Origin of the sequence: Rhodococcus sp. 15-725-2-2b, assembly GCF_002259075.1 — a bacterium.
Taxonomy (GTDB): Bacteria; Actinomycetota; Actinomycetes; order Mycobacteriales; family Mycobacteriaceae; genus Rhodococcoides.
Genome location: NZ_NPFL01000023.1, coordinates 1 through 26,025, shown reverse-complemented (window position 1 = coordinate 26,025; position 26,025 = coordinate 1). Strand labels below are relative to the sequence as shown.

27 protein-coding genes and 1 pseudogene are annotated in these 26,025 nt (G+C 65.4%); 16 read left to right on the top strand and 12 right to left on the bottom strand.

The features are described from left to right. Nucleotides 1–38 precede the first annotated feature (38 nt). From CH306_RS26945 to CH306_RS26935, 3 genes are all read left to right on the top strand, one after another. Entirely contained in the window at nucleotides 39–482 is a 444-nt protein-coding gene (locus tag CH306_RS26945) for a bleomycin resistance protein (protein ID WP_237606111.1), read from the top strand. A gap of 116 nt (nucleotides 483–598) precedes the next feature. Next, nucleotides 599–1,033, top strand: a complete 435-nt coding sequence (locus CH306_RS26940; RefSeq protein WP_051364851.1) for a MerR family transcriptional regulator — start codon at nucleotides 599–601, stop codon at nucleotides 1,031–1,033. Beyond that, nucleotides 1,030–2,037 (top strand): arsenic resistance protein, encoded by a 1,008-nt coding sequence (locus CH306_RS26935; RefSeq protein WP_057479433.1) that lies wholly within the window; start codon nucleotides 1,030–1,032, stop codon nucleotides 2,035–2,037. Before CH306_RS26940 ends, CH306_RS26935 begins: the two co-directional genes overlap by 4 nt. Nucleotides 2,038–2,273: 236 nt before the next feature. On the opposite strand, the gene CH306_RS26930 is transcribed toward CH306_RS26935, so the two are convergent. From CH306_RS26930 to CH306_RS26905, 6 genes are all read right to left on the bottom strand, one after another. Beyond that, the gene (locus tag CH306_RS26930) at nucleotides 2,274–3,515 is read right to left on the bottom strand and encodes an Nramp family divalent metal transporter (protein ID WP_057479543.1); all 1,242 of its coding nucleotides are present in this window, start codon (nucleotides 3,513–3,515) and stop codon (nucleotides 2,274–2,276) included. A gap of 99 nt (nucleotides 3,516–3,614) precedes the next feature. After that, complete coding sequence (locus CH306_RS26925) at nucleotides 3,615–4,463, bottom strand: cytochrome c biogenesis CcdA family protein (protein ID WP_094648394.1); 849 nt, start codon at nucleotides 4,461–4,463, stop codon at nucleotides 3,615–3,617. After that, nucleotides 4,460–5,029, bottom strand: a complete 570-nt coding sequence (locus CH306_RS26920) for a TlpA disulfide reductase family protein (RefSeq protein ID WP_094648393.1) — start codon at nucleotides 5,027–5,029, stop codon at nucleotides 4,460–4,462. The genes CH306_RS26925 and CH306_RS26920 overlap by 4 nt, the downstream gene beginning before the upstream one ends. Before the next feature lie 59 nt (nucleotides 5,030–5,088). Next, nucleotides 5,089–5,718: a TlpA family protein disulfide reductase gene (locus CH306_RS26915; protein ID WP_094610767.1), complete on the bottom strand. Its 630-nt coding sequence runs from the start codon at nucleotides 5,716–5,718 to the stop codon at nucleotides 5,089–5,091. A 55-nt stretch (nucleotides 5,719–5,773) separates the two neighbouring features. Then, nucleotides 5,774–6,421: a vitamin K epoxide reductase family protein gene (locus tag CH306_RS26910; protein WP_179273035.1), complete on the bottom strand. Its 648-nt coding sequence runs from the start codon at nucleotides 6,419–6,421 to the stop codon at nucleotides 5,774–5,776. Continuing rightward, entirely contained in the window at nucleotides 6,396–7,055 is a 660-nt protein-coding gene (locus CH306_RS26905) for a DsbA family protein (protein WP_094648392.1), read from the bottom strand. The genes CH306_RS26910 and CH306_RS26905 overlap by 26 nt, the downstream gene beginning before the upstream one ends. Before the next feature lie 134 nt (nucleotides 7,056–7,189). Here CH306_RS26905 and CH306_RS26900 point away from each other — a divergent pair, with 134 nt between their 5' ends. The 3 genes and pseudogenes from CH306_RS26900 (at nucleotide 7,190) to CH306_RS26890 (ending at nucleotide 10,132) form a co-directional block, all read left to right on the top strand. Continuing rightward, nucleotides 7,190–7,588 carry an ArsR/SmtB family transcription factor gene (locus tag CH306_RS26900; protein ID WP_094648391.1) on the top strand — a complete coding sequence of 133 codons (399 nt, stop codon included), beginning with the start codon at nucleotides 7,190–7,192 and terminating at the stop codon, nucleotides 7,586–7,588. After that, nucleotides 7,581–9,788, top strand: coding sequence for a heavy metal translocating P-type ATPase (locus tag CH306_RS26895; RefSeq protein WP_094648390.1), 2,208 nt, complete (start codon nucleotides 7,581–7,583; stop codon nucleotides 9,786–9,788). The genes CH306_RS26900 and CH306_RS26895 overlap by 8 nt, the downstream gene beginning before the upstream one ends. Nucleotides 9,789–9,836: 48 nt before the next feature. Next, nucleotides 9,837–10,132 (top strand): annotated as a pseudogene (locus tag CH306_RS26890) (DUF3703 domain-containing protein). A 9-nt stretch (nucleotides 10,133–10,141) separates the two neighbouring features. On the opposite strand, the gene ccsB reads toward CH306_RS26890, so the two are convergent. The 3 genes from ccsB to lnt are packed head-to-tail and all read right to left on the bottom strand — an operon-like array spanning nucleotide 10,142 to nucleotide 14,237. Next, on the bottom strand, nucleotides 10,142–11,104 hold the full coding sequence (gene ccsB, locus CH306_RS26885; RefSeq protein ID WP_094648389.1) for a c-type cytochrome biogenesis protein CcsB: 963 nt from the start codon (nucleotides 11,102–11,104) through the stop codon (nucleotides 10,142–10,144). 4 nt (nucleotides 11,105–11,108) lie between these two features. Continuing rightward, complete coding sequence (resB, locus tag CH306_RS26880; protein ID WP_179273034.1) at nucleotides 11,109–12,734, bottom strand: cytochrome c biogenesis protein ResB; 1,626 nt, start codon at nucleotides 12,732–12,734, stop codon at nucleotides 11,109–11,111. Nucleotides 12,735–12,761: 27 nt separating this feature from the next. After that, the gene (gene lnt, locus CH306_RS26875) at nucleotides 12,762–14,237 is read right to left on the bottom strand and encodes an apolipoprotein N-acyltransferase (protein WP_255139220.1); all 1,476 of its coding nucleotides are present in this window, start codon (nucleotides 14,235–14,237) and stop codon (nucleotides 12,762–12,764) included. A 238-nt stretch (nucleotides 14,238–14,475) separates the two neighbouring features. Between lnt and lspA the strand changes: the two genes are divergently transcribed. Then, a complete protein-coding gene (lspA, locus tag CH306_RS26870) occupies nucleotides 14,476–15,042 on the top strand; it encodes a signal peptidase II (protein ID WP_255139164.1) in 567 nt (188 codons plus the stop codon). A 177-nt stretch (nucleotides 15,043–15,219) separates the two neighbouring features. Here lspA and CH306_RS26865 read toward each other — a convergent pair whose 3' ends face one another. Continuing rightward, complete coding sequence (locus tag CH306_RS26865; RefSeq protein ID WP_094610814.1) at nucleotides 15,220–16,143, bottom strand: cation diffusion facilitator family transporter; 924 nt, start codon at nucleotides 16,141–16,143, stop codon at nucleotides 15,220–15,222. A 197-nt stretch (nucleotides 16,144–16,340) separates the two neighbouring features. On the opposite strand from CH306_RS26865, the gene CH306_RS26860 reads away from it, so the two are divergent. From CH306_RS26860 to CH306_RS26825, 8 genes are all read left to right on the top strand, one after another. Beyond that, nucleotides 16,341–18,365: a cytochrome c oxidase assembly protein gene (locus CH306_RS26860; RefSeq protein WP_094648448.1), complete on the top strand. Its 2,025-nt coding sequence runs from the start codon at nucleotides 16,341–16,343 to the stop codon at nucleotides 18,363–18,365. Between the two features lie 651 nt (nucleotides 18,366–19,016). Further along, nucleotides 19,017–19,679 carry a M23 family metallopeptidase gene (locus CH306_RS29655; protein WP_255139222.1) on the top strand — a complete coding sequence of 221 codons (663 nt, stop codon included), beginning with the start codon at nucleotides 19,017–19,019 and terminating at the stop codon, nucleotides 19,677–19,679. Between the two features lie 25 nt (nucleotides 19,680–19,704). Next, nucleotides 19,705–20,058, top strand: a complete 354-nt coding sequence (locus CH306_RS26850) for a BlaI/MecI/CopY family transcriptional regulator (protein WP_032370891.1) — start codon at nucleotides 19,705–19,707, stop codon at nucleotides 20,056–20,058. Continuing rightward, nucleotides 20,055–21,011 carry a M56 family metallopeptidase gene (locus CH306_RS26845; RefSeq protein ID WP_094648388.1) on the top strand — a complete coding sequence of 319 codons (957 nt, stop codon included), beginning with the start codon at nucleotides 20,055–20,057 and terminating at the stop codon, nucleotides 21,009–21,011. The genes CH306_RS26850 and CH306_RS26845 overlap by 4 nt, the downstream gene beginning before the upstream one ends. Before the next feature lie 86 nt (nucleotides 21,012–21,097). Continuing rightward, nucleotides 21,098–22,870, top strand: a complete 1,773-nt coding sequence (ctaD, locus tag CH306_RS26840) for an aa3-type cytochrome oxidase subunit I (protein WP_094648387.1) — start codon at nucleotides 21,098–21,100, stop codon at nucleotides 22,868–22,870. 91 nt (nucleotides 22,871–22,961) lie between these two features. Next, nucleotides 22,962–23,561 carry a copper resistance CopC family protein gene (locus CH306_RS26835; protein WP_141215893.1) on the top strand — a complete coding sequence of 200 codons (600 nt, stop codon included), beginning with the start codon at nucleotides 22,962–22,964 and terminating at the stop codon, nucleotides 23,559–23,561. A gap of 10 nt (nucleotides 23,562–23,571) precedes the next feature. Next, nucleotides 23,572–24,534 carry a cytochrome c oxidase assembly protein gene (locus tag CH306_RS26830; RefSeq protein ID WP_032370888.1) on the top strand — a complete coding sequence of 321 codons (963 nt, stop codon included), beginning with the start codon at nucleotides 23,572–23,574 and terminating at the stop codon, nucleotides 24,532–24,534. A 32-nt stretch (nucleotides 24,535–24,566) separates the two neighbouring features. Continuing rightward, a complete protein-coding gene (locus CH306_RS26825; RefSeq protein ID WP_052053811.1) occupies nucleotides 24,567–24,857 on the top strand; it encodes a DUF4229 domain-containing protein in 291 nt (96 codons plus the stop codon). A gap of 75 nt (nucleotides 24,858–24,932) precedes the next feature. Here CH306_RS26825 and CH306_RS26820 read toward each other — a convergent pair whose 3' ends face one another. Next, nucleotides 24,933–25,352, bottom strand: coding sequence for a hypothetical protein (locus CH306_RS26820; protein WP_094650287.1), 420 nt, complete (start codon nucleotides 25,350–25,352; stop codon nucleotides 24,933–24,935). Between the two features lie 117 nt (nucleotides 25,353–25,469). After that, nucleotides 25,470–25,646, bottom strand: coding sequence for a hypothetical protein (locus CH306_RS29295; protein WP_155288467.1), 177 nt, complete (start codon nucleotides 25,644–25,646; stop codon nucleotides 25,470–25,472). A gap of 57 nt (nucleotides 25,647–25,703) precedes the next feature. Between CH306_RS29295 and CH306_RS26815 the strand changes: the two genes are divergently transcribed. Then, nucleotides 25,704–26,025 (top strand): TniB family NTP-binding protein (locus CH306_RS26815; RefSeq protein ID WP_256981282.1); only part of this gene is annotated, 322 nt, incomplete at its 3' end.

The window sequence follows — 26,025 nt, the reverse complement described above, 5'->3', positions numbered from 1 at the left end:
CGCCCTCCGGCTCGTCGGCGTTAGTGTTGCCTATGGGCATGTCGAAAGTGGTACCTGCGCTGCCGGTACGAGACATCGACACCGCTGCCGAGATATACGTCCGATCGTTCGGCTTCACGACCCGGTACACCGACCCGACTTTCGCGAGGCTCACCCGCGACGACGTCGAGATCCACTTGTGGGCCGCCGACGACGACAGCTGGGATACCCGTTCAGACCACGCGGCATGGCCGGTGTGCAGCGGAGCCGAGACGTTCCTTGCCGGCACCGCCAGCTGCCGCATCGCCGTGGACGAGATCAACGACCTTTACGCCGAGATGTCCCGCGCGGGGGTGCTTCACCCCGCAGACGTAGGCCGTCCCGTCTCGACAGGCTGGGGAACGACGGAGTTCGCAACTGTCGACATCGACGGCAATCTGATCACGTTCCATACCGAGAAGAGGCAACACGAGCCCAACACTCCAGGCGACGGCGCACCCTGACCCCACCCCCCTCGAGGAGCAACGAGCCCGACGTCCCTCGTGCTGCCGCGGACTCGATGGCGGGCCGGACTCGGCCGGTTTGCCTTCGAGCCGACTCGAACCTTTAGTCTGCGGTCATGTCTGCTCTGTTGATCTCGCAACTGTCCTCGGCAACCGGGGTGCCAGCGACAACGCTGCGCTTCTACGAGAGCGAGGGCCTACTTCCGGCGGACCGAGCCCCGAACGGCTACCGTGTCTACGACGAACGAGCACAGCAGCGATTGGCGTTCATCACCGCCGCGAAGAGCCTGAATCTCACTCTGCCGCAGATCAAGTCGATGCTGCGTGTGTGGGAGAACGATTCGTGCGCCGCGGTGAAGTCCGGGCTGCGACCGGCACTGCGTGAACACATCGCCCGAGCAGAGGAGTCGATCGCGCAGCTGACCGTGCTGCGGGACGCGCTGACCGCCGCGCTGGTTCGTCTCGACGAGACCCCCGACGCGTCGACACCGTGCGACCCGCAATGCAGCTGGTTGGCGTCGACTTTGACCGCACCCGTGAGCGCGTCATGACCGAAACAGCGCGAACGTCGGCGGTGCAATGGTGGGACACCCACCAGATCGGCCTGTATCTACTCGCACTCGTCGCCGGCGCAGGGGTGGGGTTGTCCTTCCCCTCCGCAGCACCGACGTTCGAGCACGCCATCAATCCGGTGCTGATCGTTCTGCTCTACGCGACGTTCCTCGCAGTGCCGTTCGCCGCGATCGGCCGGTCCCTACGTGATGCCCGGTTCACCACCGCGGTGGTCGTTCTGAACTTCGCAGCCGTCCCCATCGTGGTGTTCGCACTGACCCGCATCATCGCCGGGAACGAAGCTGTCCTCGTCGGTGTGGTGCTGGTGCTGCTCGCCCCCTGCATCGACTACGTCATCGTCTTCAGCGGACTGGCCGGCGCGGCGTCGGAACGCCTTCTCGCCGGGGCACCGCTGCTGATGTTGCTGCAGATCGCCCTGCTGCCGTTGTGGCTGTGGTTGTTCGTCGGGGCCGAGACTGTCTCGATCATCGACATCGCCCCCTTTGCCGAGGCGTTCGTTCTACTCATCGTGATCCCGCTGGCGCTGGCTGCGGCGACGCAGCTGTGGGCGCGACGTCGACGTCTGGGCGAGCAAATCATCGAGGCGATGGCAGCAGCGATGGTGCCGGTGATGATGGTGACACTCGCGGTCGTCGTCGCCTCCCAGATCGACTCGATCCGCAGCCGTATCGACCAACTCGCCGCTGCTGCAGCCATCTTCGTGGTGTTTCTGATCGTGATGGCGTTCGTCGGTGTCGGTGCCGGGAAGGTGTTCGGTCAGGACGTGCCGGCGACGCGGGCGCTGGTGTTCTCCGGCGCCACCCGTAACTCGCTGGTCGTGCTGCCACTCGCCCTGGCGCTACCACCGGCGTTGAGCCTGGCCGCCGTGGTGGTCGTGACGCAAACCCTCGTGGAGTTGATCGGAATGGTGCTCTACGTCCGCTACGTGCCGCGTCTGGTGCCGGGCGAGACCACCGCCGCGACAGGACAGTCGACGCAGTGAGGGACGTCATCACACGCGCCGAGCGAGCATCGATGTCATGGACAAGGCGTGTGTCGAGCAACGTCCGGTCGACTGCTTCTACGGCGGGGCAATCGGTGTGCGGCGGTTCGTCCTGCTAGACCCCGACTTCGGCGGCAGAACCCACTCATGCTGATTCACCGTGCACAACACCATCACCACACGAGCGGTGATCGTCCTGAAATACAGGCGTGCAGGACACGTTTACCCGCGCGCAGTCAGGCCACGGTCAGATAGATCAATGCAATGTTGAGTGCGACGACGATTCCCGCGATGAGCCATGCCGCGTATGCCGTGATCCGGTGATTGACATCGCCGCCCATCAGGATGCGGTCCGATGTGAACCGCACCAAGGGAATCAACGCGAACGGGATACCGAACGACAGCACGACCTGCGAGACGACCAGTGCCCGACTGGGGTCGACTCCTGCTGCCAGAATTGCCATTGCGGGAACAAGGGTCACCAGTCGTCGCACCAGAATCGGAATGCGCTTACGTAGTAGGCCGTCCATGATCATCGCGCCGGCGTAGGCCCCGACCGATGTCGATGCAAGGCCCGAGGCCAGCAGGCCCACCGCGAACAGCAGCGCTACGACCGGCCCCAGGGTGTCCCCTACCGCTGCGTGGGCTCCTTCGATGGAATCGACGCCCTCGCGGCCCCCCAACGTCGATGCCGCCAACAGCAGCATCGACATGTTCACTGCCCCGGCCAGCAGCATCGCCAACCCGACATCGATCCGGGTGATCCGCAACAACCGCTGACGGACAGGCCCTGCCTCGGGGTGTCCGTGCCGGTCACGAGCAAGGCCGGAGTGCAGGTACACCGCGTGCGGCATGATCGTCGCACCGAGCATCGCGGCGGCGATCAACACGCTTTCCGCGCCGTCGAACCGCGGAATCAGACCGGCCGCGGCCTCGGTGAACGATGGCGGTTCCACGACGACGCTGGCAAGAAATCCGACGGCGATGACACCGAGTAGCCCGAGAATCACGAACTCGAAGGGCCGTTGGCCCCGCCGATCCTGGACCATCAACAAGATCATCGATACGGCCCCGGTGATGAGGCCGCCGATCAGGAGCGGCAGGTCGAAGAGCAGGTAGAGGGCAATTGCACCGCCGACGATTTCGGCGAGGTCGGTCGCCATGGCGACCACCTCCGCTTGCCCCCAATATGCCAGTCGCACAGTCCTGCTCGACTTCTCGCGGACTACTTCGGGCAGTGTCATTCCGGTGACGATGCCGAGTTTGGCGGAGAGGAACTGGACGAGACCGGCCATCACGTTCGCGGCAACGATCACCCAGACCAGCAGGTATCCGAACTGCGCACCGGCACTGACGTTGGAGGCGACGTTGCCGGGGTCGACGTAGGCGATCGCTGCGACGAACGCCGGGCCGAGCAGAACGAGACCCGACCGAAACCTCGAGGGCGGCCGAGACGATCGGCGCTGCAGCACAGACATGACCACACCCTCCGGCACCAACAGTATGTCAGGACCCTGAAAATATAGTTCGGCTACCCGAACAATGCAATGCGGCGTGGTGGTTCGGCGACATCTCGATCAGATGGGCAGGACCACTGCACTGACGAATTCGTTGCGGATCCAGGCGATGAACAACCCCCACACTCCGGTCAGCAGCGCGATGCCGACGGCGATCATGATGACACCGCCGGCGACCTTGATCTTCTGTGAGTTCCTTCGAAGCCACCCCACCCCGCGCATCGCCGAACTCGAGCCGAACGCGAGGACGACGAACGGTAGGCCGAGTCCCATGCAGTACGCGACGATGAGAGTGACCCCGCGGGCTGCGGTTGCACCTTCGGTTCCTGCTGCAACAGACAGAACGCCGGCGAGGGTGGGGCCCAGACACGGTGTCCAGCCGAGCGCGAACACACCGCCGAGCAGCGGCGCTCCAGCGAGGGACGAGATCTGCTGAGGTGCGAATCGGGTGTCGCGTTGCAGAACGGGTATCAATCCGATGAACGCTGCACCCATGATGATCGTGATGACGCCGCCGACTCGTTGAAGTACTTGCTCGTTGATGCGCAAGGTGCCGATGACTCCGAAGATCGAGGCTGTGGCGAGGACGAAGACGATGGTGAATCCGGCGACGAACAACGACGCTGCGCCGGCCACACGCCAGCGATTCGCCAGCTCCGGCGACGACGTGTCGGTGGTCGAGGTGCCGGTGGTCGAGGTGCGGGGCGATCGGGTCTCGGCTGATTGGGCGTCGGCACCGGCGATTCCTGCCAGGTAGGACAGGTATCCCGGCACCAGCGGCACCACGCACGGGGAGGCGAACGAGACCAACCCGGCGAGCATGCATGCCGCGATCGCGAGCAGCAGGGGTCCGCTCGATGCCGCGTTCTGGAAGGCCGACCCGATGTCCTGGGCGAGAAGAGTCGTCATTCCGCGGCTATCCGTTCGACGACGGGAAGGAGATCGTCGGTGAGCAGGGCGCGCATGAAGACCGCGGCCACGCGGTGCTGACGGTCGAGTACCAGCGTCGAGGGGATCACGCTGGTCGGGTAGTTCCCGCCGAGGGCGATCAGTGTCCGCATCGAAGGGTCGTAGATCGAGGGGTAGGAGACGTCGTTGTCGACGACGAAGTCCTGCGCTTTGTCCTTCTGTGGATCTCTGACGTTGAGACCGAGGAACTGCACGCCGCGCTCGCGGGTGGTCTCGTAGACCTCTTCGAGGTCGTCGGCTTCGCCGCGGCAGGGGCCACACCACTGACCCCAGAGATTGATCACCACCACCTTGCCGTCGTAGTCCGACAGAGCGGTCGTCTTGCCTTCCTCCATCAGATCGGGGCCGGCGAGTTCGCCTATGGTTCCGCGTGTTTCGGGGGGATCGTAGACGATGTCGGTTCGACCGCCGGGGGCGACGAAGTCGAAGCTGCCTCCCGGGGGCGCAGCCTGTGCGCCGTCGGAGCATCCGGAGATCAGTAGTACGAGGGCAAGAATCGATCCCATTGCCGCGGTGGGCGTGCTGCCCTGACGGCGCGCACCGACCCACGCAGGGAGAAAACGTGTCATGAGGTGAAATCCTTTACTGCAGTGCGGATCTGGTCTGTCGTCTCGAACACCGTCGGGTCGGTGACGCGCTCGACCGTTCCGTCCGGGCGGAGGAGAAAGCTCAAGGGAAGGACCGGCGGTGCCGAGAGCGCGTCCAGGACGCTGCCGCCGTCGATGTAGTTCGGATAGCGGACGCCCAGTTGCGTGAGCAGCGCGGCCGCGTCCGCGGGCCGGTCCTCGACGTCGATTCCGATGACTGGGATCGCGTCGAGTTCTCCGGCGTAGGCATCGAGTACCGGCATCTCGGTGCGGCACGGGCCGCACCAGGATGCCCACAGGTTGATCAGCGTCACCTCGCTTCCGAGAACGTCGGCGAGATCGACATCGTCGGCGCTGCCGATGCAGCGCGCTATCACTCCCGCCAGCGGACCGCCTTCGCGCGGTACCGGCGGCGGACACAGCGGTAGCGCTGTTGCTCGTGCCGCGTCATCCGGCGGGCGGGACAATGTGAGTTCGGGTCCGACCGGCGCGACATTGTTGGCAATGGCCTCGGACGGGCCGCCCTCGACGCCACCGGAGCGGGGCCACAGTGCGACGATCGATGCAACGACAACGACGAGCATGACGATCGACCAGCCGCGCGTCATCGCCGTGACCTTCTTTCTCGAGAGAGCGGCAGAGGGGCGAACGGTACGTCGCGGATCATAGGAGCGTGGACCAGTACGACCAGAAACGCTGCGCGATCAGGGCGATGAGGACGAGAAACCACACGGTCAGCGGAATCGAGTGATTGCGAATCAGCGAGTCAAGCCGTAGCCGAAACCATTGCCCAAGAGCGGATTTCGACCTGGCACGGTCGAGGTTGCGCAGCGTGACGTACCAGAAGATCGGTACGGTGACCGCCCACACCGCCATGCAGTACGGGCACAAGGCACCGATGTCGTAGAGGCTCTGCGCTATCAGCCAGTGCACGAAGACTGCGGCAGCAGTGACACCGACCTGCATCGCTCCCCAGAACCACTGCGCGAACATCGCACCGGCGAGAAGGGCAGCACCCACTGCTGCCACGACGGCGAAGCCTGCGATCCCGAGGAGGGAATTGGGAAATCCGAACGCAGACGCCTGCGGGGTGTCCATCACCGGTCCGCAGTTGAGCACCGGGTTGATGCTGCAGGTCGGGGCGTAGGCGGGGTCGAGCGCCAGAGCGAACTTTTCTACCGTGAGCACGAACGCGGCGACCAGTCCGATCAGGCCGCCCACCAGCAGCAGCCAGGGCAGGCTCCGGCCGAACGACCCACCTTGTCGGGTCTCGGCCGCTGGGAGGTCAGCCGAGCGCAGCGTCGAGGGCATCGGCGAGGTCTCCGTACGTGGTGGGTTCGATCTTGGTGCCGTTGAGGAAGAACGTCGGGGTGCCCTGCACGCCGAGCGCGATCCCGTCCGCGACGTCGGCCTCGATGCGCGCGAGCGTCGCAGGGTCGGTGTAGGCGGCATCGAAGGCGCTCATGTCGAGCCCTTGCTCGACGGCGAAGCTGCGGAACAACTCGTCCTGCGGAACCTGCTGTTCGCCCCACTGCGCCTGCGTTTCGTACATGCGTTGATACATTGCCTCGAATCCGCCTTGCTGGGCCGCGGCTTCGACTGCGCGTGCGGCTCGTTCGGCATTGAAGTGGGAGGCGATGGGAAAGTAGCGGGCCACGAAGCTCACCCGGTCGCCGTACTCTTCACGCAATTGTTCGATCGCCGGGTAGGCCGATCGGCAGGCCTCGCACTCGAAGTCGAGGAACTCCACGAACGTGGCCCGGCCGTCGGGCACCGAGTTCAACCGATGACTGTTCTCGCGCACCGCGATCGAGGCAGGGTCGGTCGCGGCCTGCTCGGCGGCGGCAGCATCCGGAGACCCCGATCGATCCACCACCAGAAATACGACCAACGCGGCGGCGAACACGATCACCAGGGACAAGGAAATCTTCAACGCTCGGCTCATACAACTACCTTCTCGATTCGTTCGGACTGATCAATGGGTCCGATATGGGCGTTTCGACTCGTTATGACACTAACAATCGTACGAACGTTCACCGAAGCATTCCCTAACGATCGCATGATTGTTAGATTGTGCCCATGGCCTTGGAACCTCTGGACTCGTGCGACCTGTTGTGTATGGACCTCCCTCACGCCGAGAGGGTGCGCGCCACTCTGCCCGCGCTCGGCGATATCGAACCGGTCGCCGACGCTGCCCGAGCATTCGGCGACCCCACCCGACTGACCATCGCGCTCGCGTTGAACGCCGGCGGGCAGATGTGTGGCTGCGACATCGCGTGGATCGTGGGACAGAGCCAGAAGCTGGTCTCCCACCACCTCCGCAAACTCAAAGCCGCGGACGCCGTCACATCGAACAGAGAGGGAAAGTTGGTCATGTATGCGCTCACCGACCGCGGCACCCGACTGCTCGCGACACTGACCGAGGCACTGCCCACCACCTCGATCGTCGCTGAAGTCACCGGGGTCGATCGTGGCTGACGCGTGCTGCGGACCTACCCCGGCAGCGCCGACCACCGAATCCACTGCTGACGGTGCGGGCACGGGAGGTCCAGCTCCAACCGATGCACTCCCGAGGTTGTGGCAGGTCCGCGAGCTGCAACTCGCCTCGGCCGCCGGGATCATCCTGGGCGCATCGTGGTTGCTCGGTCGAACGGGTGCCGATGCGGTTGCGACCGTCGGCGCTCTGATCGCTGCCGCGATCGCCGCCGTCACCTTCGTTCCCGCGACGGTGAGAAATCTGCGACACGGACGCATCGGTGTCGGCACGCTGATGACGATCGCGCTCCTCGGTGCCATCGCATTGGGCCAGATCCCCGAGGCCGCGATGCTCGGCATCTTGTTCTCCGTCGCCGAGGGGCTCGAGGAATACGCGGTCACCAAGACCCGCCGCGGACTGCGCGCACTTCTGTCGTTGGTGCCGCCGACGGTATCTGTCCTGCGCGGTGGAACCGAGCAGGCCCTGTCCCCCGACGATGTCGTGATCGGGGACATCATGGTGCTGCGGCCGGGTGAGCGAGCTGCCACGGACGGCACCATCGCTCGCGGTTCGACGAATCTGGACGTGTCTGCGATCACCGGCGAGTCCGTGCCCATCGAAGCCGGTGTCGGTGACGAGGTGCATGCCGGTGCCATCAACGGCGGCGGGGCCATCGAGGTCACCGTCACCGCGCCGGCATCGGAGAGTTCGCTTGCTCGCATCGTCCGCATCGTCGAACAGGCCCAGGACCGCAAAGGGGCCGGCCAACGGCTGGCAGACCGGATCGCACGTCCGCTCGTGCCCTCGATCATGATTCTCGCCGTACTCGTCGCCGGCGTCGGTGCGGTGCTCGGTGACCCCATGTTGTGGCTCGAACGCGCACTGGTGGTCCTGGTCGCGGCATCACCGTGCGCGTTGGCCATCTCGGTGCCGCTGTCGGTGGTGGCGGCGATCGGGGCTGCGAGCCGCAACGGGGCATTGATCAAAGGCGGTGCAGCAGTGGAAGAGCTGGGCCGCATTCGCGTCGTCGCCTTGGACAAGACCGGCACCCTCACCGCAGGACGACCGGAGGTCGTCGACGTCGTCACCGCTGAGGGAATCGGCCGCGAGGACGCGCTGGCCGTTGCTGCTGCGCTCGAAGCGCGCAGCGAGCATCCACTCGCCCGCGCCGTACTGGCCTCCGTATCGACCGTCGCGGCAGCCGATGATGTCACTGCCATCGCCGGGCACGGCCTGACCGGCACCCTCGACGGAGCCGCGATCAGGCTCGGGAAACCGAGCTGGTTCGACACACACCCCAGCTCCGAGGAGTTCCGCGCCGACGTCGCTCGTCTGCAGAGCGGCGGTACCACAGTCGTTCTCGTCGAACGCGCCGGAGTTCTGATCGCTGCGATCGCCGTCCGCGACGAACTGCGGCCCGAGGCCGCCGATGCCGTTCGCCAACTCACTGCCCTCGGGATAGACACTGCGATGCTCACCGGCGACAACGCGCTCACTGCGCAGGCTCTGGCGACCCAGGCGGGCATCACCACGGTCCATGCCGAACTTCTGCCCGAGGACAAAGCGGCCCTGCTGACCGACATCGCGGCCGGACGCAAGATTGCCATGGTCGGCGACGGCATCAACGACGCTCCCGCCTTGGCGACCGCAGATGTCGGTATCGCCATGGGCGCGATGGGAACCGACGTTGCCATCGAGACCGCCGATGTTGCCCTCATGGGGGAAGACCTCCGGCATCTACCGCAGGTGCTGGCCCACGCTCGACGCGCCCGGCGCATCATGATCGAGAACATCGCCTTGTCGATTGCCATCATCGGCGTGCTCGTCCCACTGGCTGCTACCGGTGTCCTGGGCTTGGCCACCGTGGTGCTCGTCCACGAACTCGCCGAAGTCCTGGTCATTGCCAATGCGATTCGCGCCGCCCGCACCACGCCCTTGGACGGTTTCGTGCCCCCGCCCGCGGCGTCCGGTGCCCTCAACGTCACGATCGCACCCGCAGCGGCTTTCGAGGATGCCTGCTGCGCTCCGGCTCCGACGCCGAGGAACACCGCACCTCTCGCATCTGGGAACCTACTGGCCTCCACCACCGCACCGTCACCGTCGGCGATCGGAGCAGACGATGGCAGCTCCGGGTGCTCGGATGGATGTACCTGCTGCACATCGACCCCCGCGTACGGCGAACTCTTCCGCGGAAAGAGGTAGAGACCTGTGCGCGGTGATCGAACTGCACGCAGGCTCTACGGGATCGACATGACCGCAGCAGCAGGGGCATCGACAACAGAGGTGCGCTGGTACCACCTCGAACGAGCACACATCCTCTCGCAGCCCTATCCGTGGTTGCATACTCGCAACCACGCCGCGATGTTGAAGCTGCGGTGACAGAACACGATCGGCGCGAATCCTGGGGCCAGTTGATTCGGATCGTGGTCGCTGCTCCAGGATCGTGGTCGCGATACCCGGCCGGTAACACCGGCCGGGTCGAGGCGGGACTGATGTCGCCGATGCCCATTCCGCCGGACCTTGCGGACGCGCTGGAGGGCACGTAGCGGGAGTCATCAGTTCAGGCCTGCGTAGGAGTGCAGGCCGGAGACGACCATGTTGATGATGAACAGGTTGAACAGCATCGCCACGAATCCGGCGATGTTGATCCATGCTGCGCGGGTGTTGCGCCATCCGCTGGTGGCGCGGGCGTGCAGGTACGCGGCGTAGATGATCCACGCGATGAAGGAGACCGTCTCTTTCGGGTCCCAGCCCCAGAACCGGCCCCATGCGGCTTCGGCCCAAATGGCACCGAGGATGACACCGACGCCGAAGAGTGGAAATGCGAAGATGGTGGTCTTGTACGCCAGGATGTCCAGTGTCTGCGCGGAGGGCAGACGGGCGACGATTCGGCTCATTCTGCTCCCCGAGGCCTCGGGATGCTTCATGCGGATCAGGAACAGCGCGCTTGCAACCCCGGAGATCAAGAACACCCCGCTGCCGAGCGAGACGATCGAGACGTGCACCGGCAGCCAGTACGACTGCAGTGCCGGTACCACCGGTGCTGCGTCGGCGTACAGCACGGTGCCGGCGACGAACAGGAGGATCAATGTCGGTACCAGAACGAACAACCACAGGGTGCGCAGTTGCTTGGAGCGCAGCACCACCAGTGCAGCCAGTACACCGGCCGCGCAGGTGACCGAGACGAATTCGTACATGTTGCCCCACGGCGGCCTGCTGGCGGCGATCCCGCGAAGAACGATCGAGCCCACGTGCAGACTCAGTGCCACCATCACCAGCCCGAGTCCGGTACGGCCCAGACGTTCGGACGGAACCCGACGGGGTGCGTCGGGAATGCGACCTGGTGTCGTCGATGTCGCTGCGATCACCCGCGTGCGCAGTCGCTCCATATTGTGCAGCGCCGCGCTACGGGTCGTCGCGAGCTGACCGAGGAATGCGATTGCGGCGAGGAGATAGACCACGAAGGCGGTCTCGAAGCTGATGTCGCTCCAACGGGCGAGGGTGTCGTCGATCGGCATGGTGCTACACCGTTTCTCTGTCGTGGGTCTCGGAGTCGCTCGGGGCTGTCTGCGGCCAGATCTGTGACCGGAGGGTCTGGAATTCGGGTCCCCAGCCGGCGTGATCGGTGCGAGCCAGGCCGCCCATGTCCACTCGCGAGAGGCCGTGTTCGCCAAGGTGGGCCCGGAACCAGACGCGGCGGCGTGTGATCACCAGGGAGATCAGTAGTCCGGTCATCATCGTGATGGCGAACACGAGGACCCACCGCTGCGCGGGGTCGTATCCGACCTGCAGGTTCGCGAATTCCTTGGCACCGTCGAACCGGACGAGAGTGCCGTCGGAGAGGGTTGTCGATTCTCCGGGCCGCAGGTTGACCCGGTCCTGCTTGACCAGCCGGCCCTGGTTGATCATCTCCTGGTCCAGGGAGAAGATCGACTGCGGGATGCCGGTGTCGAGACCGGTGTCGCCCTTGTAGATGTCCACTGCCACAGCGGGATCGACCAATTCCGGGAAGCGGGAGGAGAGCAGATTTCCGTTGAATTGCGCGGTGGGCGCGAAGAGTCCTTCGATGGCGATCTGCCCGCGGCGGCGTTCGTCGGCGGTGGGGTAGGTCCCCCCGGGTGGGTCGAATCGCAGCGCGCCGCTGCTGAGGAACGTGGTGGCGTCGTCGGGGCGGAACTGCAGGGCTTCGGTGCGGGTCTGGCCGTCGGGGAAGGTGACGGTGAACTCGGGGGCATAGCCGTGTCCGGTGAGGTAGATGCGTTCGTCGCCGAGCCGGAGGGGTTCGTTGACTTTGAGCTGATAATCGCGCCAGGTGTCGGCGGCGATGTCGTCGGCGCTCTGGTAGGAGATGTTCGAGGTGAACATCTCGGCCTGACCGTTCTCGAGATAATCGGCGGTGAAGTCCTTGACCCGGATACAGAACGGCTCGAGTCCGGTGCCGTCGGTGCTGTTGCCGGCGCGGAAGGAGTCGTAGACGGCGGGAGAGGTGTTGCAGAAACCGGGTCCGTTGTCGGCGATGACGATGACCGAGCCTTCGTAGCCGAACAGTTTGCCGATGGCGATAGCGGCGAGCAGACCGATCAGCGAGAAGTGGAAGAGCAAGTTCCCGGCCTCGCGGGTATAGCCCTTCTCGGCCGAGAGAGTCAGTGCCCCATCGGGCTCGGGTCGAACGACGGTACGCCACCCTTTCAAGTGCGGCGCGATGTCGGCAAGCACCTTCTCGGGGTCACCGGCGAGGGTGCCCGAATGATGCAACGGTAGTCGAGTGAGATTTCGGGGTACTCGAACAGGTTGTGCGCGAAGAGCTTTGCCGTGCTCGATCAACCGGGGAGTCAGACAGCCGATCAGAGACACGAACAGCAGGACGTAGATCGCGGTGAACCAGGAACTTGCGAACACGTCGAACAATTCCAGTGTGTCCATCACCGGCCCGAGAGCCGGGCGCGCGGCGATGTAGGCATCGACGGCCTGGGTATTGAGATTGCGCTGCGGCAGCAATGCGCCGGGGATTGCTGCGGCGGCGAGGAAAAACAGCAGCACCAGCGCTGTACGCATCGACGTCAGTTGTCGCCACCGGTTGCGCAGCATCGCCACCGTTCTGCGCACCAGTCCCGGCGAGTGCACACCGGGGTGTTCCTCGATCGTCATCTCCGCACGCCCGTCACCGACCACCATCTAAATACTACGCGACATAGTAGTTGATGGGTTCGGTGTGGTGGAGCGTGGTCGGCGCAGCAGCGAGAACGCCAGTGCCGCAACAGCGCCGGTGGCGGCAATCCATTCCGGAACGCTGCCGGTGATCGTCGCCGGGGTGAGCGTGGTGCTCAGTGACACCTCGGTGACGACAGCTGCGGGGGTGAACAGCTCCGTGCGCTCGACGACCTCCCCGCGTGCATCGATGACGGCGCTGACGCCGCTGGTGGCCGAAACGACGACGCTGCGCCCGTGTTCGACCGCTCGTACCCGCGACATGGCGAGTTGTTGGTAGGTCATGTTCGTGCGTCCGAAGGTGGCGTTGTTGGTCGGCACTGCGATCAGCTGGGCACCGGCGCGAACGGAGTCGGTGAGCAATGCATCGAAGGCGACCTCGTAGCAGGTGGCCACCGCGACGGGCACTCCGGCGAGGTCGAGGACGCCGTTGCCCTGACCCGGAACGAAGCGTCCTGCTTGGGCGGCGTAGGGAGAGAGTGCGGTGACGATCGTGCGCATCGGCAGGTATTCGCCGAACGGCACCAGTCGACGTTTGTCGTGCATCTGCCCTGGGCCGGTGACAGGATCCCACACGATCGAGGTGTTGCTCGTGGTGCCATCGTCTCGGCGCAGTACTGTGCCGACGAGTACGGGGACTCCGACGGCGCGGGCTGCGGCGTCGATTCGTGCGGCGGCATCGGGGTTGCGCAGGGGATCGATGTCGGAGGAGTTCTCCGGCCAGACGACCAGATCGGGTGCGCGCACGCGGCCGGAGTCGATGTCGTCGGCGAGCTCGATGGTGCGCTGAACGTGATTGTCGAGCACTGCTCGTCGTTGGGCGTTGAAGTCGAGACCGAGCCGCGGGACGTTGCCTTGCACCAAGGCGACGGTGACCGTGTCCTGCGGCGGCGGAGCGAACAGTGGAGCTACCACCGTGAGCGCCCCTACAGCAGTGGCCGCACCGATGCACGACGCTGCTGCAGTTCTGCGGGTGATGCGATCGGAAGCGATGGCACCGGCCAGAGCGGACCCGATCAGCACCACGACGAACGACAACCCCGGCGCGCCGATCAACGCAGCCAGAGGCAGCAGCGGACCGTCGGATTGACCGAATGCGATGCGGCCCCAGGGGAATCCGCCGAACGGGACACGTGAGCGCGCAGCTTCGATCGCCACCCAGGCGCTCGCCACCCAGACCGGCGCCCACGGCAGTCGGGACATCCGATCCGCTACCGCGCCGAACATCGCCACGAAGAGGGCTTGAACGACGGCCAGCGCCAGCCACGGCACCGATCCGACGTACTCCCCCACCCACGGCAGCAGAGGCACGAAGAACGCCGAGCCGGCGACGAAGCCGGCCCCCGCACGCGTCCCTCGCCCACGCACAGCCAACAGCAGCATTGCAATTGCTACCGGAGCGAGAAACCACAGATCGATGGGAGGGAACGTGGCGTACAACATCAGCCCGGACCACGCGGCGGCGAAGAGCCGGATCCAGGCGCGGACTCCGTTGCTGCCGGTCACCCACCGCGCCCGGCTCGGGTCGTAGACGAGAGGTCGAGGTCCGGGTTCGATGTCGGGAGCCGCCCTCATGACGGCACGCGCGTGCAGCCGGTACCGGAGCAGTCTCTGCCGTTCATCAATTACTATGTTGCATAGTATTTAAAGCTATGGCAACTCTGCGGTGGAGACCGATCCCATGCCGTCGACGCGCAACACCCGTCCGAGGTACACCCGAGAACGAGGATCCGTGAACCGCTCCCCCACCACGTCTCCCACGCGAGTGCGTGCTTACACAGTGACTCTCGTGCTGACATTGGTCGCTACCGCGCTGACCGTCGACTACTGGGCGCAACAAGCGTTGCCCGGCTCTCCGATCGCACTACCGGTCATCGAACTGCGACTCGCCTTCAACCGCGGAATGGCCTTCAGCCTGGGCGATTCGCTGCCTCTATGGGTGATCGTGTCGGTCACGGCGACGATCACCGCCGGGGTCGCGGCCTACGGATGGCACAGCGCTCGGCACGGGGAGCAGTGGACAACGGCAGCGCTGGCACTGATCCTCGCCGGTGCCCTGTCCAACGTTCTCGACCGGCTTGTCGATGGTGCGGTCACGGACTACTTCCACACTGGATGGTGGCCGACGTTCAACCTCGCCGATGTCTACATCACCAGCGGTGTCGTAGTGCTGATCGGTGCGTCGGTGTTCGTGCGGGATACAGCCGAGAGGCAGCCCGGTTCCGATTCGGCGGCCGCGCACACCTGACCGTGGACCTCACCGTCTGCGGCTCCTTCGCCGTGTCGCCGGTGCAGTGCTCCCTACGGACGTCCCTGTGGACCACCGACCGCGCCGCGCAGATCCATCTCACGACCCCGCGTGACCCGAGCCGGCGGGTTCGCACGACCCCGCCTCACCCACTTCGAAGACCTCGACTGCTCCCTGTCACCACGCCACTTCCCGACATCGACCCTCACCACGTCGAGGTTCGACCTGCAGCGTGGCGTGTTCGAGACTGTACTGATCGAGAAGGACCTGTTGAGCGGCAGCGAGCACCGGCGGTGAGGCGGTACCCGGGGTCACGGTCAAATGCGCCGACGCGACCTCCATCCCGGACGTCAGGGTCCAGATGTGCAGGTCGTGCACGTCCTCGACACCCTCGACGGCGGCCAACGACTTCTCGACCGCTGCCACGTCGATGCCCGACGGGGCGTGCTGCAGCAGTATCCGCACGGCGTGACGGCCCAGGTTGAACGCGCGCGGCAGGACGAACACTCCGATGGCGACCGCGATGACCGGATCGGCGTACCGCCATCCGAACAGAACGGTGACCAGCCCGCTGACGAGTACGCCGATCGAGCCGAGCATGTCCGCCATCACCTCGAGATACGCACCCCGAACGTTGAGGCTGTCCTTGGCACCGCTGCGCAGCAGGACGAACGCGATGAGGTTCATCACGAGCCCGAGGGTGGCCACCGCCATCACCGGGACGCCGGGGACCTCGGGCGGATTCGAGATGCGTTGCGCTGCTTCGTAAAGAATCCAACCGGCCACACCGAACAGCAGAAGTGCATTGAACAATGCGGCGAACACCTCGGCTCGGTAGAGCCCGAACGTGCGGGCAGCCTTGGTCGATTGTCGCTGCGCGAGTGTGATCGCCACGATCGCCATCAGTATCCCGAACACGTCGGTGAACACGTGTGCGGAATCGGAGAGCAGGGCCAGCGACGAGGTGGACAGGCCGACCACGACCTGCGTCACGAGGGTGACCGCCCCCAGGCCGACAGCGATCCACAGTCGGCCCAGGTGTTTTCCGGACGCGCTGGCCGGTGAACCCGGCTCGATCCCATGGCCGTGTCCGTGCCCCATCGTTGCTCCTTCGTCGTGTCCGGTCCGTAGAACGACAACATATTGCGATATGCGCATATGTGCAAGTGTTGAAGGATCGTCCGGCGGCGGCTGCCCGGACCCGTACAACTATCATTCGTAGTAGTTCATTGTCGGCGCAGGTCGGACTGCCTCGCGCCCATGCCGGAAACACGATCCACCGGGAAGAGGCGGACACCATGGCCACCGAAGCGGCCCGCTCGACCCGCGGCGCAGTGGATCGACGCTCCGGATCGCAGGTGATGTTGCTGTGCGCGGTGATTGCCGCGGTGGTCGCTGCACTGCTCGCCGCGATGTCGACGTCCCAAGCGCTCGTCCTGTTGGGTCTGCCCGATCCCGGCCCGGTCACCACGTTCGGGATCCCGGCACTGACCGCGATCGGCGAGGTGGCTGCCGTCGTGGCGGCGGGGTCGCTGCTCCTCGCGGCATTTCTCGTTCCGCCTCAGAGGTCGGGTGTGCTCGACATCGACGGGTACGTAGCCGTCCGCACCGCGGCGAAGGCCTCCGCAGTGTGGGCGGCGTGCGCGGCGGCGTTGGTGCCGCTGACGCTCTCGGACGCGTCGGGTCAACCTGTCGGATCCGTTGCGGCGCAACCGGTGCAGTTCCTCGGTGCGATCGGCGATGTCGAAGCCTCCACTGCATGGGCCATCACCTCTGCGGTCGCGGCGATCACCGCCGCAGCATGCGCGGCGGTGTTGCGGCATCGGTGGACCCCCGCCTTGTTCGCCCTGTCGATGCTCGCGTTGATCCCGCGCGCGGTCACCGGCCACTCCTCGACCGGCGGCAATCACGACATCGCGACGAACTCGTTGATTCTGCACATCCTCGCTGCCGCACTGTGGGTGGGCGGACTCCTCGCACTTCTCGCTCATACGCTGCGCGGGGGTGGACACCTTGCCGTCGCGACCCGCCGCTACTCGACGCTCGCTCTGGTTGCGTTCGTGATCATGGCGGTCTCCGGAGTGGTCAACGCTGCCGTGCGAGTACCCTTGACGTCGCTGTGGGATTCGACGTACGGCGCTCTGATACTGGCGAAGATCGCAGCCCTGGCGATCGTGGGGACCCTCGGGTGGATACAGCGACGACGAACGGTCGGCGCTCTGGCTCACGATCCCGAGAACCGCAGATCCCTGATCACGTTGTCGATGATCGAGACCCTCGTTCTCGTCACCACAGTGGGCCTGGCGGTCGCACTCGGCCGCACTCCCCCGCCCCCGCCGCAGGACGCCTCGCTACCTCAGGCGCACGAAGAGGCCTTGGGCTACGTGTTGGACGGCCCGCCCACCGCTGCGCGGTTGGCGTTCGAGTGGCGTTTCGACCTGGTGTTCGGCTCCGCGGCGGTGATCGCGGCCGTCCTCTACCTGGTGGCCGTGCGGCGCCGCCGGCGAGCAGGCCTGCCATGGCGGAGGCGGTGGACAGCGAGCTGGTTGACGGGCACTGCGGTGCTGCTCGTGGCGACCTCGTCCGGGGTCGGGCTCTACAGCCCGGCGATGTTCAGCGTGCACATGGCGGGACTGACCGCGGTCGCCATCGCCGTGCCGCTGCTGTTGGTCCTCGGCCGACCGGCCACCTTGGTCGCCTCGGTCCTGCCGACCGCGCCGGCAGCCGAGGTACCGGGTTCGCGCGAATGGCTCCGGGCTGCATGGCACAGCCGAGCAGCCCGGATCGCGATCCACCCGTGGGTCAGCACCACGGTGTTCCTGAGCAGCTTCTACCTGCTCTACCCCGGCGGAGTGTTCGACACCGTCGCCGACTCGCATGTGGCACACATGGTGATGAAGGGCTGGTTCCTGACCGTCGGGATGGTGATGTTCTGGGGCACGGTCGGCGAAGACCCGGTACCGAGACCGATCGCGGGACTGACGAAGTTGCTCGCGAGTATCACCGCGTTGGCCGGGTTCGCATTCTTCCTCGTCGTGACGATCGATCTCGAGACCGCGCTCGGAGCGAGCTTCTACAGCGGACTGCGTCTGGACTGGAACGCAGACCTGCTGGCCGACCAGCGGCGCGGCGGCACTCTGGCGTGGGGTATCGGCGAGTTGCCGTTGCTCGCTGCCGCGGTTCTCGCCGCGGTCCGGTGGTCGACGGCCGACGAGAGCGCGGCACGGCAACGAGATCGCCGAGTCGACGATCAAGGTGATACCGAACTCGAGGCGTACAACACCATGCTCGGTGGCCTGTCCTCTCGGCGGGACCACCCCTGATACCCGAGGAATCCGTTCTCGGTCAGGGTCGCCGTTGCCCGCGGGATGTCCTCCGAGGACCGTGACCAGCGTTATGGGTGAATCCGGGTCGAGTGGGATGGAAAAACTATGCTTGATAGTAGTAACCTGTGGCCTGACCGTCACCATTTCGTTATCTCGAGCGAGGCCTCGGCCTCGTAGCCACCAAGGATTGTGATCTTGGCCCGACACCGCACACCCGATCCGATCGACGACGACTGCGCAGCGCCGGCGCGCGGCGGCGTGATCTCGATGCCCGTCGGCACCAGGACGCTGGCGCTCACCGATCGCCCCCGTCATCGACGGGCCGAGTTCGCACCCTCGCGTTTCGTGACCGAGTCGCCCGCCGATGCCGGGTACTCCGATAACCGGTCGGAGGACGAGCGCACGCCCTCGGCGCAGACGCCCGCACCGGATGGACCTGCTCACGCGGTCAGCGCCGCCTGGGACACCGCGGGCGCGGACACTACCGCGTCGATGTGGGCGGCGCACGTGGCCGGTCCGGACGAGACGACGCACGGCGAGGGTGACCGCGATGTAGTCCAGCCCGTGTCGCGAAGTGCTCGCCGCGGACTTCGAAGTGCTCGCCGCGGACTTCATCGCCGCCGGGTGCCGAAGCCGGGTGGCCGCGCCATCGCTGCGTCGGTCGCGGTCGGTGCCTTTCTTTCCGCGGCAGCGACGTCTCCGAATACCGGGTCGCAGGACAGTGTGGCACTCAGCGCTGCGAGTATCGATCGACCTCCCGCCGGCGTCCTGCCGCCGAGCCCGGTCGTTGCCTCACCCCCGCAGGTGTTGCAGTTGCCCGATCTCGACGTCGGTCGGGTCGCGCAGCGCATGACCGAGCAACTCGCCGAGGGGGGAGTTCGGGCGGCGGAGCGCGCTGCACGCGATGCCGAGGCGCGGCGCCCGCTCTCGGTGGTGCCGGTGTCGGGAACATTGACCTCCAGTTCTGGGCCACGTTGGGGGACAACGCATTACGGACTCGACATCGCCAATACGATCGGGACGCCGATCGTATCGGTGACCGACGGTGAGGTCATCGAAGCAGGGCCGGCGCAAGGGTTCGGCCTGTGGGTTCGTATTCGTCAGGACGACGGCACGATCGGGGTGTACGGCCACATAGACCAGGCGCTCGTCACCGCCGGTCAACGCGTGAAAGCCGGCGAGCTCATTGCTACGGTAGGCAACCGAGGCCAATCCACCGGACCCCACCTGCATTACGAAGTGTGGCAACCCGACGGTGCCAAGTCCGACCCGGCGGCGTGGCTGTCGGCACGCGGAGTCGATATCACCTGACACGACGAGGAAAGAAGAACTGGCGATGAAAAGGCTCGGTGATCTCGAAGCGGAGGTGATGAACGTGCTCTGGGAATGTGATCGACCGCAGTCGGTCCACGACCTGCGCGAGCGCATGGCCGGCAGAAACCCCGCCTACACCACGATCCTGACCGTCGTGACCCATCTCCACGAGAAAGGGTGGGTCGAGCGGACCAAGCAGTCACGCGCGTACCTCTACTCCCCGGTGCAGTCGCGCGCGGAGGCCACCTCGCAAGCGCTGCGCGAAATCCTCGACACCAGCACCGACTCGGCCGCCGTGCTGATGCATTTCGCGAAAACCGTCACCGACGACGAACTCGACGCCCTGCGGGGGAACCTGCCGGACGTGAACCGGTGATCGTCGCGCTGGTGTTGCTCCTCGCGGCGATCATCGCGGCCGTCGCCCTGCCGCAGCCGCTGACCTCACTCACCCGCACCGTGAGCCCCACTCTCGCCTTGACCGCATGGATCGGCAGCATCGCCGGGGTGCTGTTCCTCGTGGGATCCGCGGTGACCGTGTTGCTCTGGCCCGGCCATGCGCCCGCCGAGGGCATGGTCGAACTTGCCGTCCGCTGCCTGGGATCGCTGCAACACGCGGCCCAGCCGTGGATCGGCGAAGCGGTCGCCGGAGCATCGGTCGTCCTCGCGGTATCGGCGTCGGCGCGCGTCCTGCGCTCGACTCGCCGTCAGCTTCGAGCCCGGTCCAAAGTCCGCGACTATCACCGCGATGTCATCGCCGTCGTCGCGCGCACGGACCCCGGACCCGAACCGATCATGTGGCTCGACCACCCGCTCCCGCTGGCCTACAGCATCGACGGTCGCCCGGGCTACGTCGTGGCCACCGAAGGCCTGCTCGCCCATCTCGATCCCGATCAACAGCGGGCAGTGATCGCACACGAACGTGCCCACCTGCGCGGGCGACACCACCGCATCGTCAACATCTGCGAGATCCTGGCCAAAGCACTTCCTCGCGTTCCCCTGTTCGCCGCAGCACCTGCAGCGGTGCGGGTTCTGGTCGAGGTCGCCGCGGACCGGTCCGCGGCCGCGGTCACCAGCGCCGACACCGTGCGTTCGGCCTTGTCGACGGTCTCGCAGGCGCATTCAGCGCGGCCACTGTGGGCGTTGGGCCTGATCGGGGACTCGACCGCCGCGCGGTTGCACCACCTCGACACGAGCGCGCACACGCCGAGCCGAACCGGAGCAGGCGCGTACGCTGCCGCCGCCGTGCTGCCGCTCGTGGTGCCGGCCGCCATGGCAATCCTCACCCTCAGTGCGGTCTCCGCCGCAGCGTGCGCGGTTCTGCTGACTTGAACCACCCCTAAATACTATGCTGCATAGTATTTAGGCTAAGCTGACGGACGCGTCCTGTAATTCGCGTGCGACACGAAGGTGGTTCCATGACGGCGCTGACATCTCCTCCGGCTGCGCCGGCGGTCCGCCCCTATCCACCCCGCGGGGCCCGCAAGGGATCATTCCTGCGCACCATGGTCACCACCACCGATCCGAAGGTCATCGGACTGATGTACCTGGTGACCTCGTTCGGATTCTTCCTCGTCGGCGGCCTCATGGCCTTGATCATGCGCTCCGAACTCGCGGTCCCGGGAATGCAGTTCCTCTCCAACGAGCAGTACAACCAGCTCTTCACCATGCACGGCACGATCATGCTGCTGCTCTACGCCACCCCGATCGTCTTCGGCTTCGGCAACTACATCCTGCCGCTGCAGATCGGCGCACCCGATGTCGCCTTCCCCAGGCTCAATGCCTTCAGCTACTGGCTGTACCTGTTCGGCGCACTGGTCACCACCGCCGGGTTCATCAGCCCCGGCGGTGCCGCAGACTTCGGCTGGACCGCGTACACCCCGTTGAGCAGCGCCGTCTACTCCCCCGGTATCGGATCCGACCTGTGGATCGTGGGCCTGCTCATCGCAGGCCTGGGCACCATCCTGGGCGGGGTCAACATGGTCACCACCGTGGTGTGCCTGCGCGCACCGGGAATGACGATGTTCCGGCTACCGATCTTCACCTGGAACATACTGGTGACCTCGATCCTGATCCTGCTGGCGTTCCCACTGCTGACCGCAGCACTGATGGGCCTGCTCGCCGACCGCAAACTCGGCACCCACATCTTCGATCCCGCCAACGGCGGAGCGTTGCTCTGGCAGCACCTGTTCTGGTTCTTCGGACACCCCGAGGTCTACATCATCGCGCTACCGTTCTTCGGAATCGTCTCGGAGATCTTCCCGGTCTTCTCCCGCAAACCCATCTTCGGGTACAAGGGCCTGATCTACGCCACCGTCGGCATCGCCGCCTTGTCCATCGCGGTGTGGGCGCACCACATGTACGCCACCGGTGCCGTGCTGCTGCCGTTCTTCTCGTTCATGACCTTCCTCATCGCCGTGCCGACCGGCGTGAAGATCTTCAACTGGATCGGCACCATGTGGCGCGGCCAGGTCACCCTCGAATCCCCCATGCTCTTCTCCATCGGATTCCTCGTCACGTTCGTCTTCGGCGGACTGTCCGGAGTGCTCCTGGCGAGCCCGCCCATCGACTTCAACGTCACCGACACCTACTTCGTCGTCGCGCACTTCCACTACGTTGTGTTCGGAACGGTCGTGTTCGCGACCTACGCCGGCATCTACTTCTGGTTCCCCAAGATGACCGGCCGCATGCTCGACGAACGACTGGGCAAGTGGCACTTCTGGATGACGTTCCTCGGATTCCACGCCACCTTCCTCGTCCAGCACTGGCTCGGAGCGCAAGGAATGCCGCGCCGCTACGCCGACTACCTCCCCTCCGACGGATTCACCACCCTCAACCAGATCTCGACCGTGGGATCGTTCGTCCTCGGGGCCTCGACACTTCCGTTCATCTGGAACGTCTTCAAGAGCTACCGCTACGGCGAAGTGGTCACCGTCGACGACCCCTGGGGATTCGGTAACTCCCTCGAGTGGGCGACCAGTTGCCCACCACCGCGGCACAACTTCACCGAGATGCCCCGGATCCGCTCCGAGCGGCCGGCATTCGAGCTGCACTATCCGCACATGGTCGAACGCATCCGCGCCGAGCAGCACGTCGGTGGCCCGCACGCCGATTCGATCGCGCCTTCGGAAGTGATCACCGAAGCCATCGCCGGGCCGGATATATCGAAACGGCCGGACGTCGACAAGTAACACGGTCGACCGATCCCCGTAGGCTCACACCCCCTTACTACTATTGCGCATAGTAGTAAAGAGAATCAGTACGACCAGAGGAGAACCGAACGTGAAACGATGGATGCTGATCGCCGTGCTCATGTGCGGCACAGCACTGTTCGGGGCGGCCCCGGCGTCGGCGCACAGTGAACTGGTCAGCTCCGACCCGCCCGCCGATGCCACCCTCGACTTCGCGCCTATCGGTGTGGGTCTGGTGTTCAACCAGGACATCAACGAATCGTTCGCGACCATCAGCGTGGTAGGTCCTGGCGATACTCAGTGGACGCAGGGTACGGCCACGGTCGAGGGCCCCGACGTATCGGTCCTGCTCGAGGACGGCCTACCCAACGGGCAGTACACCGTCGGCTACCGCGTCACCTCCGCGGACGGGCACCCGATCACCGGGTCGTACGGCTTTTCGGTCGACGTCGCAGAGACCGCCACCCGCCCGGACGCTGCTGCACAGCAATCGCAGAGCGCTGCACGTTCGACCTCGCCGGCTCCCTCGACCACGCCGACGCAGGCCTACGATCCGAACAACCCGTCCGCCAGCGAAGACCGGCCACCGAAACAGAACACCATGATGCTGCTCTCCATCGTGGGCCTGACTGTCCTCGGTCTCGCTGCCATCGCCCTGACGTTGGTGATCCGAGGCAAGGACAAGCAATGACAGGGTCCCGATGAACATCGCCGCAGTAACTCCCCCGGAAGGCCCGCCGACGCTGGCAGCGTTGCTGAGCTTCGATGTACCGCCGCTCCCGATCCTGCCGATCGCCGGCATCGTCATGGCCGGGCTGTACTGCTGGGGGCTCTACCGGGTCCGCGGTCGAGGTATCGCGTGGTCACGGTGGCGGAGTGCGAGTTTTCTGCTCGGCTGCGCGGCGCTGGTCCTGGTGACCGGACTGCAGGTCGAACGCTACGGTTACAGCCTGTTCAGCGTCTTCATGTTCCAGCATCTGACGTTGTCGATGACCATCCCACCGTTGTTGGTGGTGGGTTCGCCCGGACGACTTTTGTTGCGTGCCACCGCTCATCACGGAACCGGGCGGTGGGTACTGATCGCGGCGCTGACGGGGTTGCGTAGCCGCGCCGGGCGCATCGCGCTTCACCCCGGGCTGACGATTCCGTTGTTCCTCTTCAGCTATTACGGTCTGTATCTGTCGTCGATCTTCGATGTTCTCGCCGTCAGCGAGATCGGGCACGTATCGATGGAGATCTTCTTCTTCGCCAGCGGGCTGCTGTTCATCATCCCTGTGCTCGCCGTCGGCCCCCTCCCTGTTCGGCAGAGCAATCTGGGCCGTATGTTCGACCTGTTCGTCGAGATGCCGCTGCATGTGTTCTTCGGTGTCATCCTGATGATGTCGAGCACCCCCATGCTCGCCACGTTCGCCTCCCCTCCCCCGCAGTGGGGTGTCGATCCGATAGCTGATCAGAAACTCGCCGGGGCGCTGGCATGGTCCTACGGTGAGCCGGTGGCCCTGCTGGTGGTGCTCATCTTCTGCATTCGATGGAACCGAGACGAAAAAGAGGAATCGGCCGTCGCGGATCGCCACGCCGAAGAAGACGGATACAGCGAACTGAACGCCTACAACGATTTCCTCAAGCAGATCGGCACCGAAACCCGGCCCCGCACCCTACGGTGACGCCCGCACAACTACGCACGACAGGACGGCCGATGCCACTGATCCGCACACCCGCAACCCCCCAGGGGCAGCTCGTCTTTCATGTGCTGGCCTACAACGGCGTACGGCTGATACTCGTGTGCGTCGCTGCAGGCGTGATCTTGGCCGTCGACGCGCTGACGACCCTCGACATTCCCTTCGTATTGGTACTACTCGCCGCACTTGCCGCAAGCCTGCCGCTGTCGGCACTGACTCTGAGGAAACGTCGCCGAACCATCAACGCGGACATCGAAGCTGTCGATCGCGCGCGCTCGATCAAGAAGCGAGGTCCCGCGGCGGGATGACCCCGTAGCAGAACTCTCTGACGCCGGCGTACGCATTCACGGCATGGCGGCCGTATCGTTCTTGTCGATCACTGTTCACCCGACCCACTCGATGTGTGGTTGCGCTTCTGGTTTCGGCGCGCCATCGAGCAGTTCGAGGGTGCGTTGCAACAGATTCTCGATCCGATGCTCGAGATCATCGGTTATGTCGGACACATCGGCCAGATCGGTGTGGGCACGGCGGCGGGCATCGATACCGATTCGGTAGTAGTCCGAGTCCAGTGCAGCTGCAACGGGTTGCGGCGGCGAGCCGGTCATGTCCGCTTCCAGCGCGCGATCACCGAGGAGCAGCGACCGAGGCGGTCGTGGGTCGTGTCGAGGCGGCTGCCCAGTGCGATGGGCATCGACGATCCATCCGACCCCTGCCGGGGACATCGACTGTGCGGGGAACGGCATGTGGCCCCACCGGTCGATCGGCACGGCGACGGGACCTGGGTGCACCGACCATCTGGTCATGTCGGGAAAAGCGTTCGCCTGCAAGTGCTCTGAGAAGAACCTGGCCTTCCCGCTGCCCCCAACAGTACGGCATGAAGCGCATTACAGTACACCCGAAATCGGTTATCTCACTGACTATTACGCGACCGACACCTGGATACCGGCGAGGGTGGCGCGCACCATCTCGTGGCCACACGGGGTGTCGTGGCCGAGCCCGCGGTGGGACGAGAGGGCCTCACCTGGCAGTGGCTGCGGATGCAGCGGCCACGGGCGAACGTACGCATCATCGGGCATCGCCGCGAGCCGCGCGTTCACGCGAGGTGGCGCTCGAACTGGCGGCGCCGCTCGGTGGGACCGAGGTACAGAGTGCGCGTGAGCACCGATGAGGTGATCGCTACGGTCATCGACCATCTGGAGACGTTGCTGTCGTGGCCGGACCGACAGCGTATGCCGAACCTACTGTTGCTCGGTCCGACGAACAACGGCAAGTCGATGATCATCGAAAAGTTCCGGCGCACTCATCCGCCGATCAGCTTGTCCGACCGCGAGCAGATACCGGTGTTGTGCATGCAGATGCCCCCGGACCCGTCACCCGGCCGGTTCTACCTCGCACTGCTCACAGCGTTGGGAACACCGACCAGGCCCCGCAATCGGGTCCACGAACTCGAACAGCAAGCATTGATGCTGCTCCGCG

Bases quoted from the DNA above. Each gene is read 5' to 3' on its own strand.
- CH306_RS26945 (WP_237606111.1), top strand. From the start codon at position 39: ATGTCGAAAGTGGTACCTGCGCTGCCGGTACGAGACATCGACACCGCT.
- CH306_RS26940 (WP_051364851.1), top strand. From the start codon at position 599: ATGTCTGCTCTGTTGATCTCGCAACTGTCCTCGGCAACCGGGGTGCCA.
- CH306_RS26935 (WP_057479433.1), top strand. From the start codon at position 1,030: ATGACCGAAACAGCGCGAACGTCGGCGGTGCAATGGTGGGACACCCAC.
- CH306_RS26930 (WP_057479543.1), bottom strand. From the start codon at position 3,515: ATGTCTGTGCTGCAGCGCCGATCGTCTCGGCCGCCCTCGAGGTTTCGG.
- CH306_RS26925 (WP_094648394.1), bottom strand. From the start codon at position 4,463: ATGACGACTCTTCTCGCCCAGGACATCGGGTCGGCCTTCCAGAACGCG.
- CH306_RS26920 (WP_094648393.1), bottom strand. From the start codon at position 5,029: ATGGGATCGATTCTTGCCCTCGTACTACTGATCTCCGGATGCTCCGAC.
- CH306_RS26915 (WP_094610767.1), bottom strand. From the start codon at position 5,718: ATGACGCGCGGCTGGTCGATCGTCATGCTCGTCGTTGTCGTTGCATCG.
- CH306_RS26910 (WP_179273035.1), bottom strand. From the start codon at position 6,421: ATGCCCTCGACGCTGCGCTCGGCTGACCTCCCAGCGGCCGAGACCCGA.
- CH306_RS26905 (WP_094648392.1), bottom strand. From the start codon at position 7,055: ATGAGCCGAGCGTTGAAGATTTCCTTGTCCCTGGTGATCGTGTTCGCC.
- CH306_RS26900 (WP_094648391.1), top strand. From the start codon at position 7,190: ATGGCCTTGGAACCTCTGGACTCGTGCGACCTGTTGTGTATGGACCTC.
- ccsB (WP_094648389.1), bottom strand. From the start codon at position 11,104: ATGCCGATCGACGACACCCTCGCCCGTTGGAGCGACATCAGCTTCGAG.
- resB (WP_179273034.1), bottom strand. From the start codon at position 12,734: ATGACGATCGAGGAACACCCCGGTGTGCACTCGCCGGGACTGGTGCGC.
- lnt (WP_255139220.1), bottom strand. From the start codon at position 14,237: ATGTTGTACGCCACGTTCCCTCCCATCGATCTGTGGTTTCTCGCTCCG.
- lspA (WP_255139164.1), top strand. From the start codon at position 14,476: ATGCCGTCGACGCGCAACACCCGTCCGAGGTACACCCGAGAACGAGGA.
- CH306_RS26865 (WP_094610814.1), bottom strand. From the start codon at position 16,143: ATGGGGCACGGACACGGCCATGGGATCGAGCCGGGTTCACCGGCCAGC.
- CH306_RS26860 (WP_094648448.1), top strand. From the start codon at position 16,341: ATGGCCACCGAAGCGGCCCGCTCGACCCGCGGCGCAGTGGATCGACGC.
- CH306_RS26850 (WP_032370891.1), top strand. From the start codon at position 19,705: ATGAAAAGGCTCGGTGATCTCGAAGCGGAGGTGATGAACGTGCTCTGG.
- ctaD (WP_094648387.1), top strand. From the start codon at position 21,098: ATGACGGCGCTGACATCTCCTCCGGCTGCGCCGGCGGTCCGCCCCTAT.
- CH306_RS26830 (WP_032370888.1), top strand. From the start codon at position 23,572: ATGAACATCGCCGCAGTAACTCCCCCGGAAGGCCCGCCGACGCTGGCA.
- CH306_RS26825 (WP_052053811.1), top strand. From the start codon at position 24,567: ATGCCACTGATCCGCACACCCGCAACCCCCCAGGGGCAGCTCGTCTTT.
- CH306_RS26820 (WP_094650287.1), bottom strand. From the start codon at position 25,352: ATGACCAGATGGTCGGTGCACCCAGGTCCCGTCGCCGTGCCGATCGAC.